A 15,802-nucleotide genomic window follows, 5' to 3' on the forward strand; every position below is an offset into this window, starting at 1 on the left:
GAGGACAAGGAGGTAGGTAGCAGGCAGGTAAAAGGAGGTAGACAGTAGCAGGGCAGCTCAACTTGATAACCGCAAGTCACCCAGCCTGCGATGTGCCGACCAGGTGATGATGCGTCGAACGTAAGTGTTTATTCGGCTTCGATTCCGACAATCACCCAGCTTGAACCTTCAACTGCAGTGTCACGTTCCAGGTGCCAGGTATCAAAAATACCGTCTTCGGATTTCTCCAGCTCGTCTTTGCACAAACCGCGGAACAATACGCTGATTTCCGCCACCGAACCGTTTTGGTCGGCGCGTACAATTTCGGCATTTAAATCGAGGATTTCAGTTTGTGGCGGCACCATCAGACGTTCGCGTTGTTGCTTCAGGCCAGCGAACAGTGGTGCAGATACGTATTCTTCGATGACTTCCAGCTTACCGTCGTTCCAGGCTTGCTGAACGGTGCGGTAATGTTCCAGTGCACCCTGAACAAAACCGTCGGCATCAAAACCCTGTGGCAGGTTGTAAGGCGATTCTTCCTGCGCTGGTGTTGAATCAAAAGCATGACCTGCTGCCGGAGAATCTTTTGGCATTTCAAAGCTTTGACGCTGCTGCGGTTGCTGGCCATAACCTGCTCCCTGAACCGCGGGCTGACGTTGGGCACCTGCCATTGAACGGAATATCTTGAGCGCAATAAAGGCCAGCAGGGCGAACAGAATAATGTCCATAAACTGGATACCTTCAAATGCTCCGCTTCCTAACAAGGCTGCAAACAGACCGCCGGCCAACAAGCCACCGAGTAAACCACCCATCATGCCACCGCGTTTTTTCTGTGCAGCATTCTGGCCTTGCTGTTGCTGTTTTTGTGGCTCAGATTTTTTCTTAAAAAATGGCGTGGTTTTATGGCTCTTACCAAAACCGCCACCACCGCCAAAACGTTTGGCGTGTGCTTCACCAGCAAAGGCAAAGATCAGACAAAAGGAAGTCAGAAAGGTCAGAAAGGCTTTCATCAAGGCATCCATCGTTAGTGTTATTGATGGAGGGAGTATATCACTGCCTGATAACCCAGGCAGTGATACTTTTGCCAGAAGAAGCTGACGAAAAGAACTCGGTAAATCAGGCTTCTTCGAGAGTCAGGTAAACCAGTGTCTGATTCACCAGCTGATAGGCAATTTCACCGAAGGTGAATGGCCCGGTCAGTGTTGAGGTTTTACGGCTCTCCAGTTCCCCATACAGGAAATTAAGAATGCAGTTAAACGACAAAGCGGCCTGGTCAGTTTGTTCCGTGGCAATGGCACTTTCCAGACTGGCAACGTAATCACCAACCGGGTTGGCGAAACGATAGCTCACGCCTTCAAATACCGGAGCGTATAAATCCACGGAATCGGAACCGGCTTCCTTAATCGACACGTTCACATTTACACCGTTGTAATCGGCTACCAGAGGCAGGCGGGTGTCGATGTTGTGTTCTTTCAGGTAGCTGGCCAGATTGGTTGGCTGACCATCGACTTCGCAGTTGTTAACGTTAAAGCCACTCTGCGGGAATTTGATTTCTGCACCACTACCCTGTTGGAACAAGTTCACAATATTAATATTGGCGAACTGATTTTCCGGCAGCGGCACATGCATCGCGATGCCTTTATCTTCCATCAGCATGCTGGCTGTACCAAAGCCAACTTTGGCGGTGGCGTCTGCTTCTGCCAGGTGAGAGCCAGCAATCCAGCCGACGACCGGAGTAAAGAACATATTCGGGAACGACGGCGCATTATCAGCATAATTAATATGGATATCGGAGCCCGCCGGTAAAATGGTAATGGTGAAACCATTGTCTGGTGCGTCACTGGCAATGTTTTCAATAGAATGCACATCGTAAGGTGTGATGCGTGGTGGGTTATTGCCGCTGACGCCTTCGATGGTATTGACGAACGCTTTGTTCTGGCTGACCTCGCCACCGTCTTCTCCCATAAAGTATGGGATGGTGCCTGCAATCCAGTTACCGCTTGGCAGTTGGGATAATACTTTTTCATCAGCAGCGATTACCAGGTAATCACGTTGATTGATTCTTTCGATCAGGGTTTCCAGGTCCAATAACTCGGAACGGATACTAACTTTGCTCATTACTTCTAAATCCTGTTAAACCGCCTGGCGTACCAGTTGGTTAATCTGTGCAACTTCCGTTTTCATTGTGCGTTGGTTTTCAACGAAGAACTGACGTAATTCTTCCGCACATTTTTCATTGCTGATTTGGCCACGCTGGCTCTTAATCTTCACCAGCAATAAACTCAGGTTGATACGTTGTGTTTTAATGCTGACTTTATCGTCAAGAATGTCGAGCCAGATGCTGTGACGGGCATCGGGAATTTCGGCTCCACGGCTTTCCTGTTCCAGGCTCTGAGAAAGGCGTTTGATAGAAAGCAGTTCTGCTTTCAGATTCGCCATATTCTTTTTCAGATACTTCATCATATCGATAACGATTTCGCGCTTCTCTGAAAGCGGAAGGTCATCTTTATACAAATCTTTTAAGCGGGTGATGTACAGGTTAAATGCCAGGTTTGATGAGATAATCGATACACTGCCATTAAGAATGCTTTCCCAAACCGGGTGATCGGGTTTAAGTGCTTTCTGACGGGACTGAGCTTGTGGCACAGAATCCGTCTTGGCACCGATTTGCTGATATTCCGACTTTAACCGTGCCTTATTCTTAATAAAGAATGCACGCAGTGTTGAAACCGATTCCTGTAATGATCCTTCACCTTTAAGCTCAGCCAGCTCGAGCTTATGCAATAACATACGTAAAGGGTTGGACTTGGTTTTAAGTGGAAATTCGCTTTTGATAATACGAATCCAGATCGGATCAGTTTCCAGTGGTAATAAACTGCTTGCCTGATTGTCCAGTTTGGCACTTTCTGCCGACAGGATTATTTTCTTAACAATTTCTTCCTGGCTTCCTGTCAGTTCGGAAATCGTTTTCGGATCAAGCTTCTTTGAATGTCCTAATAATACTGAGTCACAAAGTTGGGCGGTATATTCTGAATCAGGTTTGCCTAAAAAGGCGGGGAAAACGGGAGTGGTTAACCGTTTGAAATTAGAGGATGTTGTTCTGAATTCTATCAGAGTTGCAAATCTTCCTAATTGAGTGTGCTTCCATCGATAAGTTTTTGCTGTTGGGTCATCTCTGAATCTTGACCTTATGGACAGCTTTGATTTGTTGTTTTCTTCATCAATTCTGATTAAACAACTTTCCTTGTTTTCATCGATTCCTATTTCTTTGATGAAGAAAGGAGGATATATCCCTAATAGGTTTTCTACATCCTTTAAACGTAGTTTATCCATGTATTTCTTCCGCTAAAAAAGTTTCCTGGTGAGCATTGAGTGAAATAAAACTGTATGAATTTTAAGCGTGTCACAAAGCTTTAAAAATTTGTAACTAGTTTCTTGTCAATAACATTCAATGTGTGTAAGCATGATAACGGTTCTCATCACAATAACCAACTATTTGATAAGCCAGACTATAAGGAAAGTAGTAAATGATAGAGTCAGCAGTAAACCTATCAGAAACCATTAATAATTTTGAAAACCTGAAAAAATATTTTATTGATAAAGTATTTGATAATGGCGATGTGGTTTTTTATCAGAATGAACAAGCAACGGATTGTTATTACATCGAACAGGGCGTTGTTGTCTTACAATATTACGATGACGACCTGGGAATAATGGTCGATCTGAGTACTCATGAAGCGGGTGACGTTATTGGTGCAATCAGCATTATCAGCAACGAAACACGCTCTGTGACTGCGGTTGCGCGCACTCCGGTGAAAACCCGCTGCCTGACTCAGGACTGTATCGATAATATTTCTTTAAACGATACAGAAGCCCACAAAGAGTTTCTGGCTTTAGTCAATAACAGCCTGATCAAACGCTTCAAAAACAATCAAAGTCTGATAAAAAATGAAGCGGTATTGCGCACAAAGGTGCCCGCGGTTGATCAACAGATTGCTGCAGCCGTATCTGCACACGAAGAATTTATCAGCTGGCCGGAAGAAAAAGTTGATCAAATAATCGAAAAAATTTCTAAATTAATTTACGACAAGGCTGCTGAACTGGCGTTAAAAACCCGCGAAGAATCGGGTATGGGTGTTGTTGATCATAAAATGTTAAAAATTAAGCTGGGTTCATTAGATGTGGCTCAGTCATTAATTAATAAGCCGGGAAATGGTGTTCTTGAACTGGAAGCAAATGGCGTTGAAAAGATGACGATGCCGGTTGGTGTGGTATTCGGCATGATTCCAATTACTAACCCGGTTGAAACCATTGTTTTCAAAACGCTGATTTCTTTGAAGTCCCGTAACGCAATTGTGATCAGCTCTCACCGTAAGGGCAGAAATGTTGGTGATTACACGGTGCAGTTAATTCGCAGTGTACTGAAAGAAGCCGGTGCTCCTGAAAACCTGGTGCAAACTCCTTTATTACCAGCTAATCGCAAAGTTACTCAGGCTTATATGAGTCATGATGACATCAGCATGATTCTCGCGACGGGTGGTCCATCGATGGTGAAAAGTGCCTATTCATCCGGTACACCGGCAATTGGTGTGGGTAAAGGCAATGCGCCGGTATGGATCTGTGATGACTGTGATGTTGCTGTTGCTGCAGAAAAAGTCATTAGCAGTAAGTCGTTCGATAATGGTGTGGTGTGTGGCAGTGAAAATAACCTGCTGGTCAACCAGGCTATTGTTGATGAGTTTAAAGTACATGCAATCCAGCATGGTGCAGCCTTGTTAACCGCAGAAGAGAAAGAACGATTGCTGGAGATCGTATTCTCTGCCAATGGTCGTATTGCTCCGGAGTTTATTGGTCAGTCGGCAGAAGATATTTGTCTGGCGATTAACGTAGTGCGTGATTATGACATCAAGCTGATTGTTGCTGACGTTGCTGCTTATGATTTTGAGTCACCGCTGGTACGGGAAAAGCTGGCGCCTGTGTTATCACTGGTGACCGTTAATTCCGAGCGCGAAGCTCTGGATCATGTTTATGAAATTCTGGAACTGGAAGGTAAAGGGCATACCGCTATTATCCACAGTCAGAACAAAGAGCGTATTAATGCCTTCAGTATTGTTGCTCAGGTTAGTCGGGTATTGGTTGCTACTGCCGGAACCCAGGGCTGTATCGGCGCTGAAAACGGCCTGAATTTATCCTGGACGTTAGGGTGCGGAACCTTAGGTGGTGGCTCAGTCAGCGATAATGTCAGCTACCAGCATCTGCAAAACACTAAACGTATTGCCTACTGACATCAGGTGTTCAGGCCAGGATTAATTCCTGGCCTGGCCAAATAATAAGGTTTTTAGTGATGGTTTGGCGGGCGGATTCGTCACCGGGTTACGCGGAAGAATCAGTTCCTGGGTTAAGCCGGATTCGATGACCTGTCTTTGAAGTTGCTTCTGTAATTCACTATTGCCAAACCAGCTTTCTAAACGTTGCTTCGCTGTATTGTCCAGCTTCGCATATTCCTGCTGTAGCACCTCTAAGCAATACACCCGGTAATGAGTGGTTTTGGTGTTCTTCAGCGTCAGGGTTTTTCCACGATAACTGAACTGTTTTTTATCTTGTTGCCAGGCCTGGGCGTTAGCGTGCAGATATGGAAGATAGTCTTCAGTAATACGCTTGAACAACGGCTGCCAAAATTCAGCAGCAGGTTCTGCCCATTGTTGTTGTGACGCCAGCTTATGAGGTTTGGCATTCCACAATCTGGCCGTCCATTCATAAGTATTTGGTGCCTGGCGGCGCATGACTTCGGCAGACACCGGGTCATTACCAAAGTGGCGGAACATTGAAGCAAAGAAGCCAAAGTCAGCCGCAGAAGGATGACTGCCCATTAAATACGGCTGTTGTTCTAGTAGCGGTTCGAGAAATTCAAATTCACGGAATAACATATCGCGAACGGTATCAGCGTTCGATTTATCCACACCATCATGCCACAACCATTCATGGAGCTGGCGAAAACCAAAATACCAGCCGACCGGGCGGGCAATAAAACGATTAAATAAGCTGTTGCCTAAACCCCAGCCAACGGATAAGCGCGACGCTTTAGGTACCCAGCGCCACCACATGGCCGGGCGCCATAACCATTCGTCACCATAGTCTTCCAGCAGCAGCGTTAAAAAACGAAGTGCCGGGTCCTGCGGTAATATCGGAACTTGTGGATAACGAGTTTCGAACCACTGCATCATCGGCGTACTGTCGTATAGCCACAGGTTGTCGTGGGTCTTAATTGCCGGAACTTTTTTAACCCCGGTTGCGTGGGCTATTTCATTAAGGTTGAAATAGTCGATATCCTGAGCCTGATGGGGAATCCCCTTGTATTTCAGGTAGGCTTCGATTTTCCCGGAAAAATAGGAAATATCCGATTTATACAATAAATACGGGGAATGGCCATCGGTGAGTTCTTTTTGATTATTGTTATTCATACTGCTGCTTATTGTAATTGTTCGATCTGGTAATTCTGCCGGGCCAGCATACTGAGTAAGCCATCTTTGCCAGCCAGGTGTAACGCACCCACTAAGACAAACTTGGCTTCAGGGTGATTAATCAGATTTTTGATGCGTGGCATCCAATTGTTATTACGTTCAACCAACAGACTTTGATAAATTGCAGGGTAGTCCGTCAGCATGGGTGCATTACCGAGCTTATTGAGCTTCTCTTCATTTCCTGTACGCCAGGCATCGCGCATACCATTCATCATAACTTCCAGCTCCTGCGCATCGGCCAGAGTTTGTTCGATCAGATTGTCTTCATTGCCCTGCGCCATGTTCGCCAGATATTGAATCTGGCTCTGCATGCTCTCCAGCTGACTGGTTAACTTGCCGTCGGTTTTTGCCTTTTTATAAAAGTAGCTGTCGACGCCTTCAGCAGTCAGGCCATATTTTTGCAATTCTTGTACGGTAATAATCAGAGTAATAAATTGTGGTTTAAAGGCCATAAATTGTTGCATATCGATATCATTCAGCATGCAGTAATTCTTTAATTTACGAAATGCCTCCGCTGACAGGCTGGATTTTAATGTCTGGCCTTCGGGTAACAAAAACGCTTCTTGAAATTGTTGCTGAAACTCAGCCGTTTCCAACTTGCCAATATCGGTTTCAAACACCAGCCAGTTCACTTTCTCATAAGCTTGCTCAAACTCTTTTGGCAGTGGGTAATCTTCTTCTTTTAATAAGTGAAAGGTGCCGCCAAGATAAATATGGTTGGCTCCTTTGCTGACTTTCCATACAAAGGATTCTGCATGAGCAGTAAGAGCGGCAAGTAACGGGAGGAGGCAGAGTAAATAACGCATTGCAGGAAACCACAGCTTAAACAAAAAAACGCCCGAACAGCATACTGTTCGGGCGTTTTGATGTCACTGCTTCTACCCCTTTAGGGGAGGTAGAAAGCTTGTAATGGATGTTTTTCAAAAGCAGCAACAGGATGTTGCGGGCCCGGCGCAGGCACATGGATGTGCCTTACGGCGGGTGCGGCTGAAAAATATCCTTTGCAGGCTTCTGTGGATTCCTTAGAGAATTCGCATTCCTGGCTTAGCACCTTCATCCGGTTCCAACAGCCAGATATCTTTTCCACCCGGGCCCGCTGCCAGCACCATACCTTCAGACATGCCAAACTTCATCTTACGTGGGGCCAGGTTAGCAATCATCACGGTCAGGCTGCCAATCAGGTCTTCCGGTGCGTAAGCGGACTTGATGCCAGAGAAAACGTTACGCACGTCGCCATTACCAATATCGAGCGTCAGCTGTAATAACTTATCGGCGCCTTCAACGTGTTGTGCATTGACGATTTTAGCGACACGTAAATCAACTTTTGCGAAATCATCGAACTGGATTTCCGGCGCGATCACTTCGTTGCCGTCTTCACGCAGCTCAGGGCCTTTTTTCTTGGCCTTTTTCTCTTTTTTCGCAGGCTTCTTCTCAGCCGCTTTAGCTTCAGTTTTCGCCGGTGCTTCGCCGTTTTCTTTGGCCAGCTCTTCTTTGGTTTCTTCCAGAATGGCTTCTACTTTGGCCATTTCAGCGCGGCCCAGCATTGGCTTAAATTTGTTGATCTCGTGACCCACCAAAATGGTGCTGCGTGCATCCCAATCCAGAGATTCCAGGTTCAGGAAGGCTTTGGTTTTTTCTGCGATTTCCGGCAGAACAGGCGCCAGGTAGGTAATCAGCTGACGGAACAGGTTGATGGCAACGGAGCAAACTTCCAGCACTTCCTGCTCGCGGCCTTCTTCTTTGTTCATTGCCCACGGGGCTTTTTCCTGAATGTATTCGTTGGCACGATCCGCCAGCGTCATGATCTCTTTCATAGCTTTGCCGAATTCACGCTGCTCGTACAGTTCAGCAATAACGTCACCGCGATCGATAAAGCTTTGAACCATGTCCTGTTCAACGCAGTTGTCGCTTAATTTGCCGCCAGACTTTTTAACGAAGTTGGCGGTACGGCTGGCGATATTCACCAGCTTGTTCACCAGGTCAGTGTTAACACGCTGTACGAAATCTTCCAGGTTCAGATCAAAGTCATCAACGCTGGCGCCCAGTTTTGCTGCGAAGTAATAACGCAGGTAGGTTGGGCTTAAATGGTTCAGGAAGGTACGTGCCTTAATAAAGGTGCCACGTGACTTCGACATCTTCGCACCGTTTACCGTGACAAAACCGTGAGCGTTAACCGCAGTCGGAGTACGGTATTCTGCCGCGGTCAGCATCGATGGCCAGAACAGCGCGTGGAAGTTGATGATGTCTTTACCGATGAAGTGGTAAACCTCGGTTTCTGAACCTGGCTTCCAGTATTCGTCGAAGTCTAAATCGTCACGACGCTCACACAGGTTTTTGAAGCTGGCCATGTAGCCAATCGGTGCATCCAGCCACACATAGAAGTATTTGCCTGGCGCATCCGGAATCTCAAAGCCGAAGTAAGGTGCATCACGGCTGATATCCCATTCCTGCAGACCAGCATCCAGCCACTCAGCCAGCTTGTTAGCCACTTCGTCTTGTAAGGTGCCGGAACGAGTCCACTCTTTCAGGAAGCCGTCGAAGTCCGGCAGTTTAAAGAAGTAGTGCTCAGATTCTTTTTCAACCGGTGTTGCACCAGAGATGGTGGAGAACGGGTTCTTCAGGTCTGCCGGGCTGTAGGTCGCACCACAGCTTTCGCAGTTATCGCCGTACTGATCTTCAGTGCCACATTTCGGGCATTCGCCTTTGACATAACGGTCTGCCAGGAACAGCTCTTTCTTTGGATCGTACAGCTGCTTGATCTTGCGAACGTTGATATGACCTTTGTCGCGACAAGCTTTGTAGATAGCAGCGCTCAGCTCGCGGTTTTCTTCCGAATGCGTTGAATGGAAGTTGTCGAAGGCGATCTGGAAATCGGCAAAGTCGGTTTCGTGTTCGGCTTTTACTTTGGCGATCTGCTCTTCCGGGCTGATGCCTTCTTTTTCTGCACGCAACATAATCGCAGTACCGTGGGCATCGTCAGCGCAGACGTATGTACACTGGTTGCCACGGGATTTCTGGAAGCGAACCCAGATATCAGTTTGGATATATTCCAGCAAATGGCCCAGGTGAATAGAGCCGTTGGCGTACGGCAGGGCACTGGTAACCAGAATTTTGCGGTTGTTGCTTGATTGATCTGTCATGAGACTCGTATCTATGCGCTGAAAAAGAAAGGGCGACATTGTACGAGGGGGAGTGGTTGCAGTTCAACCGGAGTTCCTGTGGTTATTATGTAACGGTCGGAACTCCGGTTGTTGGAGGTCAGTCGTCGGCTTTGGGTTTGCTGCCAGGCACCAAGGTAACCCGCACCACTTTAATGGTGTTGTCTTTAACCTGCAGGGTTTCGAAGCGATAGTTGTCGATCTGCACACACACCGGGCTTTCCGGAATATGCTCCATCGTTTCAACTAACATGCCGCTGATGGTTTTTGGGCCATCGGTGGGTAGTGACCAGACCATGGTTTTGTTGACGTCGCGAACAAACGCGGTGCCATCAACAATAAAGGAACCATCCTTCATCGGTTTAACATCCGGAGAGCTGGCAGTGGCAACGTCGGTGGTGAACTCACCAACAATTTCTTCCAGGATGTCTTCCAGTGTACAGATGCCCTGAACATCGCCGTATTCATTGACTACCAGAGCCATGCGACGCTGGTTTTTCTGAAAGTTAAACAACTGGGTATGCAGTGGCGTACTTTCCGGAATGAAGTAAGGCTCACGCACAACACTTTCCAGTTCTTCTTTCATATATCCGCCGGATGCGAGGAAGCGGCTGATATTACGGGTATGCAGAATGCCCACTACTTCATTCAGCTCACTGCGATACACCGGGATACGGGTATGCTGAGTGCCTTCCAGTTGCTTACGAATGGTGTCGAGATCTTCATCCAGATCGATGCCATAGACTTCGTTACGCGGCACCATGATGTCATTTACCATCATCTTTTCCATGTCCAGAATGCTCAGTAGCATGTGCTGGTGGCGTTGCGGAATCATGGAGCCAGCTTCACGTACCACAGTGCGCAGTTCTTCGGTGGATAAGTTGTCTGGCGTAGGGTTATTCACATCAACCCGGCCAAGCTTCAGTAATGCATTGGCAATGGTGTTTACGAACCAGACAAAGGGGTAAAGAATCCACTGCAAACCTGCCAGAATCGGAGACGCAGGGAAGGCAATTTTTTCTGGCGCAATGGCTGCCAGAGTTTTCGGTGTCAGTTCGGCAAAAATCAGAACGACCAGGGTAAACAGAATGGTATTTACAAACACCGCCAGATCCGGGTTATCCGGCCACAAACGCTGGCTGATAATAGTTGCTAGTGCCGCAGCGGCGAAGTTAACCAGGTTATTACCGGTAAGAATGGTGCCTATCAGGCGGTCGGGTTTTTCCAGTAACTTGGAGGCACGTTTGGCACCTTTGTGGTCATTCTTTGCCAGATGGCGCAGCCGATAGCGGTTGAGCGACATCATGCCGGTTTCAGAGCTGGAGAAAAATCCTGAGAAAACAAGGAGAAGAGCCAGTATGCCGAAAAGCACACTTAAGGGAACGTCGTTCAAGACGGGGTCCTGTCGTTATGGAGTGGTTGTAAAAAAGGGTTACTGATATGTGCCCATCATAGGCAGGAGCGGTGTGGTGTCAATGGCCTGGGATAATTCACAGGGCAGCACTTCAAAGAAACCTTACTTTTCAGCCGCCGCTCAGAAGGTACATCCCTGTACCTGCTGAGCTACCGCAACATCCTGTTGCTGCTTTGCAAAGCAAGGAATCTTTTTCGTTTCAGCCCTTACCCAGCAGGACTTCTACAACAAACTTTGAACCAAAGTACGACAGAATCAGGAAGCCGGTACCAATAATGGTCCAGCGACTTGCAGTGACACCTCGCCAGCCAAACTGATAACGACCAAACAGCAAGGTCGCGAACACCAACCAGCCAATCACTGCAAACGCGACTTTGTGAATCAGAAACTGGGCTTTCAGGTCGATGACGCTGGGCATGCCAATAACAAAGGCGGCAGTCAGCAGAATCATGCCGAGCCAGATCATTTCAAACAGCAGCAGATCCATAGTTTGTAGCGGCGGCAGGTTCTGCACTAAGCCACGGAAATGATGTTTCTTCAGACTCTGGTCTTGCAGGTAAAGCAATACTGATTGCACCGCAGCAATGGTGAAAACACTGTACGCCAGAATGGCTAATAAGATGTGCCAGGCCAGACCGTAGCTGACTTTATCCAGAGGCACTTGCTGATCGGACAGCGAGGCTGACAACAAAATAATGGCAGCCATTGGCAATAAACCAATCAGCAGGTTATCGATGGGTTTGCGCCAGCTTGAGAACAGCAATAGCAGAGTGATTACCCAGCTGATCAGCGAGCCGACTTCAAAGAAAGCAAAATTAATGTGCTGGCCAACCAGCATATCGGTACCGAGATAGCCAAGGTGCAGCAGCGCAGCAACCATTGCCGCGGCCAGTACCAGACCACGATTGGCTGGCTGTTTACCACTAACGGTTAACCATTGACGAAAGGCGCTGAACAAATAAAACGCGGCGGCGGGCAGCGCCAGGGCAAGTCCTGACATATCACTTCCTCATGGCTTCGTTCAGATGAACAGATTGAACAGAACGAAGGTGTACAGGCTAAAGCAACGGAGTGTCGCACTTTTTATATTTGAAATCATCACCTTGTCGCGCTTTTTCATAGCCTGACTGTTGGGGATCAAGGCAGGCTCGGGCTATACTGGCGGCAATTTTTATCTGTATTTGAGTCATCGACGATGTTTGAGAGCCTTACCGATCGCCTGGGCGGTGCGTTAAAAAGTATCACCGGCCAGGCCAAGTTAACCGAAGAAAACATTAAAGGCACCATGCGCGAAGTACGTATGGCGTTACTGGAAGCGGACGTTGCGCTGCCGGTTGTTAAGGAATTTACCAATCAGGTAAAAGAACGCGCCATCGGTGCTGACGTTCTGCAAAGCCTGAACCCGGGCCAGGCCTTCCTGAAGATTGTTCACGACGAACTGCAGTCAGTTATGGGCTCGTCGAACGAAGCTCTGAACCTGGCAGTTCAGCCACCTGCCGTCGTATTAATGGCCGGTCTACAGGGGGCCGGTAAAACCACCACCGTGGGTAAGCTGGCCAAGTTCCTGGCGGAACGTGAAAAGAAAAAGGTGATGGTGGTTTCTGCTGACGTTTACCGTCCGGCGGCCATCAAACAGCTGGAAACACTGGCGGGCGAAGTGGGCGCCTTGTTCCATCCTTCTACCGCGGATGAGAAGCCAATCGATATCGCCAACGGTGCTATTGAAGCGGCGAAGCGTGCTCAAGCGGATGTGCTGCTGGTGGATACCGCCGGTCGTCTGGCCGTTGACGAAGCCATGATGGCTGAGATCCAGGCGTTAAACGCAGCCATCAATCCAGCTGAAACCCTGTTTGTGGTCGATGCCATGACAGGTCAGGATGCTGCTAATACTGCCAAAGCTTTTAATGACGCTCTGCCATTAACCGGTGTCGTTTTAACCAAAGCGGACGGTGATGCTCGTGGTGGTGCTGCGTTATCGGTTCGTCAGATTACTGGTAAGCCAATCAAATTTATGGGTATTGGCGAAAAGACCGATGCCCTGGAGCCATTCCACCCGGATCGTGTTGCTTCCCGTATTCTGGACATGGGTGACATTCTTACCCTGATTGAAGAAGCCGAACGTAAAATCGATAAGAGCAAAGCCGACAAGCTGGCTCAGAAGATTAAAAAAGGCAAAGGCTTCGATCTGGAAGATTTCCTCGACCAGATGCAACAAATGAAAAAGATGGGTGGCCTGACAGGTATGCTGGATAAATTACCTGGCATGGGTAATTTAGGTGCGATGGGCAAACAGACTGACGCAGCTGAAGGTCAGTTTAAACAAATGGAATCGATTATTTATTCCATGACCCCGGATGAGCGTCGTTTCCCAGACAAAATTAACGGTTCACGTAAAAAGCGTATTGCCCGTGGTTCTGGTACTCAGATTCAGGATATCAATCGTCTGCTGAAACAGCACAAACAAATGCAGAAGATGATGAAAAAAGTCACTGCCAAAGGCGGCATGCGCAAAATGATGCGTGCTATGGGTAGCATGGGCGGCCCTGGCGGAATGGGTGGCCCAGGTGGTGGTATGCCGCCTGGTGGAATGCCACCTATGATGCGTTAAGCTTTATCGCAGTCGCTTCTGATCACAAAACGCCTGTTGCCATGCAACGGGCGTTTTTTGTTTCTGGATACGTGAATACGAAATGTGATTTCGTTGGTAAATCCAGATAATGATTTACCATCAAAAGTTACGATTTATCCGGTAAATATTATCGGTGGGTTTTATTTACTAAGCAGACATCAGAATGTCTGTATTCAGCTGGCTGGTTATATGGTGATATCAGTACTGATCATTCTGTAAAAACAGTTGCTGCAAATAAATAACAAACTATGATTGATGCAATATTTTTATAACATTCGAGCGATCGTTAACAAGGAGTGAAAATGGAAGCGCCCTCCAGAAGGCTGGTTGCTGCGGTATTGATTTACCTGGTAGGCATTGCCATTGTTGCCTTTGCAAGTTATCTGTTCGAAAAGCAGCGCTACCTGGAAGATATTGATGCTCGCTTGCTGGCGGCTGCGAGTAACCTCAGTGAGATTCTGCCGAAAGACTTTCATGATATTGCCCGTTCGGCAGATGCCATTTCAGAAGAGCAGGATCTTCATAATCTCGAATTATTAACCAGTCATGCTAAAAGTGCGGATATGACCTATATCTACAGTTATGTCATGGTTGATGGTCAGATCTATTTCACCAGCTGTAACTACACCGAAGACGATGTCAAAAGGGGTCAGGTAGTTACATATTGGACCGGCTACCCGGAAGGCGATCAAAAATACTTTGATGCAATGACGGCGACTGAGCCTATGTACGTTACTGCAGGCGACCGCTGGGGTTTATTCCGTACTATTTTAATGCCGATGACATCTCCTTCCGGATTACCTTATGTCGCGGCGGCTGATATGGATATCACCGTGATCGAACAGGCTTTGGTCGACGATATGTTGTATGTTTTCGGACTGAGTCTGCTATTAGCATTTATTGTTGCTCCACTGATCTGGGCGTACCACAAGACTTACTCCGAAATGAACCGTGAGTTACGCGGTCTGAATAGCAAGTTACAGCAGGATATTGATCAGGCGAAAATTCTTGAAGAAGAACTGAAGCAGGCAACCAGTGCTGCAGAAGCGGCCAGCCGGGTTAAAAGTCAGTTTTTATCCAATATGAGCCACGAGTTACGAACGCCAATTAACGGTATTCTCGGTGTGAATCAGTTGTTACTTGATACACCTCTAAGCGAAGAGCAGGACGAATACGTTAACTGGGCTGGACAAAGTGCACTGGTATTGCTCGATACTGTGAATCAGATTCTCGATACTGCAGCTATTGAGGCCAATGGATTAGTGCTTCATCCCGAACCTGTGGATACGCTTTCGTTGATTGAAGAAATCAGCAAAATGTTCGGCTCTCAGATTGGTGCCAAACGATTGGATCTGGTGTTTCATCTGGCCAGCGATTTGCCGGCAACGATTTCGGTTGATGTTGTACGTTTTCGTCAGGTGTTAATCAACCTGATTGCCAACGCGTTAAAGTTTACCAGCGTCGGTGGCGTAAAAGTGACGCTAGCCTGGAAAGATAATCGCCTGACTGCTGAAGTACAGGACAGTGGCATCGGTATACCTCCAAGCAAACAGCAGGAAATTTTCGAAATATTCCACCAGTTGGATACTTCTCACTCCCGTACCCATGACGGCAGCGGTTTGGGCTTATCCATCGCGCAAAAAATCTGCGAGTTAATGAAAGGTGAACTGAGGTTGCAGCACTCTGACAGCAGTGGTTCAGTGTTTGCTTTTTCGGTGGATGTTCCAGCGGTTGGTGACGAAGTAATCAATCGTGTTGCCATTAGTTCTGAGCTTCACATCGGATATTGTTCGTTAAGTGATTTTAATCAGCAGTGGCTGGAATATGAGTTGGGCTCAGCCCATGTTGAGCCGTTCTCGTCTGTAGAAGAGGTTATCAACAAACAAACTGAAGTCAGTCATTTGATTGTTGATGCCAGCCTTGATGATGAGGTACTGATTCCCTTGGCTCAGTTAAGCCATGATATTCAGTTGTCTCTGTTGTTATGGCCCGGTCAACATGTTCCGCAAGTATTAAAGAACAAGACTAAGGTAATCAGAAAACCGTTGTTGCGTTCTGATTTACGATCATTTTTCGCAGTGAAAAATGATCGCTCTTAGAT

The 15,802-nt window shown here is 47.3% G+C and carries 11 protein-coding genes; 3 read left to right on the forward strand and 8 right to left on the reverse strand.

Going from position 1 to position 15,802, the window contains the following annotated elements; all coding sequences use genetic code 11:
• Nucleotides 1–128: 128 nt before the first annotated feature.
• From ACOQOZ_RS19340 to ACOQOZ_RS19350, 3 genes are all read right to left on the reverse strand, one after another.
• Nucleotides 129–989: a Tim44 domain-containing protein gene (locus ACOQOZ_RS19340; protein ID WP_420589790.1), complete on the reverse strand. Its 861-nt coding sequence runs from the start codon at nt 987–989 to the stop codon at nt 129–131.
• Nucleotides 990–1,095: 106 nt separating this feature from the next.
• Complete coding sequence (locus tag ACOQOZ_RS19345; protein ID WP_420589791.1) at nt 1,096–2,097, reverse strand: DUF6976 family protein; 1,002 nt, start codon at nt 2,095–2,097, stop codon at nt 1,096–1,098.
• 15 nt (nt 2,098–2,112) lie between these two features.
• Nucleotides 2,113–3,312, reverse strand: a complete 1,200-nt coding sequence (locus tag ACOQOZ_RS19350) for a hypothetical protein (protein ID WP_420589792.1) — start codon at nt 3,310–3,312, stop codon at nt 2,113–2,115.
• Nucleotides 3,313–3,506: 194 nt separating this feature from the next.
• On the opposite strand from ACOQOZ_RS19350, the gene ACOQOZ_RS19355 reads away from it, so the two are divergent.
• Nucleotides 3,507–5,264 carry an aldehyde dehydrogenase family protein gene (locus ACOQOZ_RS19355; protein WP_420589793.1) on the forward strand — a complete coding sequence of 586 codons (1,758 nt, stop codon included), beginning with the start codon at nt 3,507–3,509 and terminating at the stop codon, nt 5,262–5,264.
• Nucleotides 5,265–5,285: 21 nt separating this feature from the next.
• On the opposite strand, the gene ACOQOZ_RS19360 is transcribed toward ACOQOZ_RS19355, so the two are convergent.
• From ACOQOZ_RS19360 to ACOQOZ_RS19380, 5 genes are all read right to left on the reverse strand, one after another.
• Complete coding sequence (locus ACOQOZ_RS19360) at nt 5,286–6,440, reverse strand: glutathione S-transferase family protein (protein ID WP_420589794.1); 1,155 nt, start codon at nt 6,438–6,440, stop codon at nt 5,286–5,288.
• Nucleotides 6,441–6,448: 8 nt separating this feature from the next.
• Nucleotides 6,449–7,306 carry a TraB/GumN family protein gene (locus tag ACOQOZ_RS19365; RefSeq protein ID WP_420589795.1) on the reverse strand — a complete coding sequence of 286 codons (858 nt, stop codon included), beginning with the start codon at nt 7,304–7,306 and terminating at the stop codon, nt 6,449–6,451.
• 216 nt (nt 7,307–7,522) lie between these two features.
• The gene (gene metG / locus ACOQOZ_RS19370; RefSeq protein ID WP_420589796.1) at nt 7,523–9,640 is read right to left on the reverse strand and encodes a methionine--tRNA ligase; all 2,118 of its coding nucleotides are present in this window, start codon (nt 9,638–9,640) and stop codon (nt 7,523–7,525) included.
• Nucleotides 9,641–9,758: 118 nt separating this feature from the next.
• On the reverse strand, nt 9,759–11,051 hold the full coding sequence (locus ACOQOZ_RS19375) for an HlyC/CorC family transporter (RefSeq protein ID WP_420589797.1): 1,293 nt from the start codon (nt 11,049–11,051) through the stop codon (nt 9,759–9,761).
• Between the two features lie 220 nt (nt 11,052–11,271).
• A complete protein-coding gene (locus tag ACOQOZ_RS19380) occupies nt 11,272–12,072 on the reverse strand; it encodes a cytochrome C assembly family protein (protein WP_420589798.1) in 801 nt (266 codons plus the stop codon).
• A 195-nt stretch (nt 12,073–12,267) separates the two neighbouring features.
• Here ACOQOZ_RS19380 and ffh point away from each other — a divergent pair, with 195 nt between their 5' ends.
• Both ffh and ACOQOZ_RS19390 read left to right on the forward strand, forming a co-directional pair.
• The gene (ffh, locus tag ACOQOZ_RS19385) at nt 12,268–13,680 is read left to right on the forward strand and encodes a signal recognition particle protein (RefSeq protein ID WP_420589799.1); all 1,413 of its coding nucleotides are present in this window, start codon (nt 12,268–12,270) and stop codon (nt 13,678–13,680) included.
• 323 nt (nt 13,681–14,003) lie between these two features.
• The gene (locus tag ACOQOZ_RS19390) at nt 14,004–15,800 is read left to right on the forward strand and encodes a sensor histidine kinase (RefSeq protein ID WP_420589800.1); all 1,797 of its coding nucleotides are present in this window, start codon (nt 14,004–14,006) and stop codon (nt 15,798–15,800) included.
• Nucleotides 15,801–15,802 lie beyond the last annotated feature (2 nt).

The sequence above is a fragment of the Bacterioplanoides sp. genome (assembly GCF_965219715.1).
GTDB lineage: Bacteria > Pseudomonadota > Gammaproteobacteria > Pseudomonadales > Oceanobacteraceae > Bacterioplanoides.

Coding starts and splice junctions, on each gene's coding strand:
- ACOQOZ_RS19355 (WP_420589793.1), top strand. CDS start 3,507: ATGATAGAGTCAGCAGTAAACCTATCAGAAACCATTAATAATTTTGAA.
- ffh (WP_420589799.1), top strand. CDS start 12,268: ATGTTTGAGAGCCTTACCGATCGCCTGGGCGGTGCGTTAAAAAGTATC.
- ACOQOZ_RS19350 (WP_420589792.1), bottom strand. CDS start 3,312: ATGGATAAACTACGTTTAAAGGATGTAGAAAACCTATTAGGGATATAT.
- ACOQOZ_RS19380 (WP_420589798.1), bottom strand. CDS start 12,072: ATGTCAGGACTTGCCCTGGCGCTGCCCGCCGCCGCGTTTTATTTGTTC.
- ACOQOZ_RS19360 (WP_420589794.1), bottom strand. CDS start 6,440: ATGAATAACAATAATCAAAAAGAACTCACCGATGGCCATTCCCCGTAT.
- ACOQOZ_RS19365 (WP_420589795.1), bottom strand. CDS start 7,306: ATGCGTTATTTACTCTGCCTCCTCCCGTTACTTGCCGCTCTTACTGCT.
- metG (WP_420589796.1), bottom strand. CDS start 9,640: ATGACAGATCAATCAAGCAACAACCGCAAAATTCTGGTTACCAGTGCC.
- ACOQOZ_RS19345 (WP_420589791.1), bottom strand. CDS start 2,097: ATGAGCAAAGTTAGTATCCGTTCCGAGTTATTGGACCTGGAAACCCTG.
- ACOQOZ_RS19340 (WP_420589790.1), bottom strand. CDS start 989: ATGAAAGCCTTTCTGACCTTTCTGACTTCCTTTTGTCTGATCTTTGCC.
- ACOQOZ_RS19390 (WP_420589800.1), top strand. CDS start 14,004: ATGGAAGCGCCCTCCAGAAGGCTGGTTGCTGCGGTATTGATTTACCTG.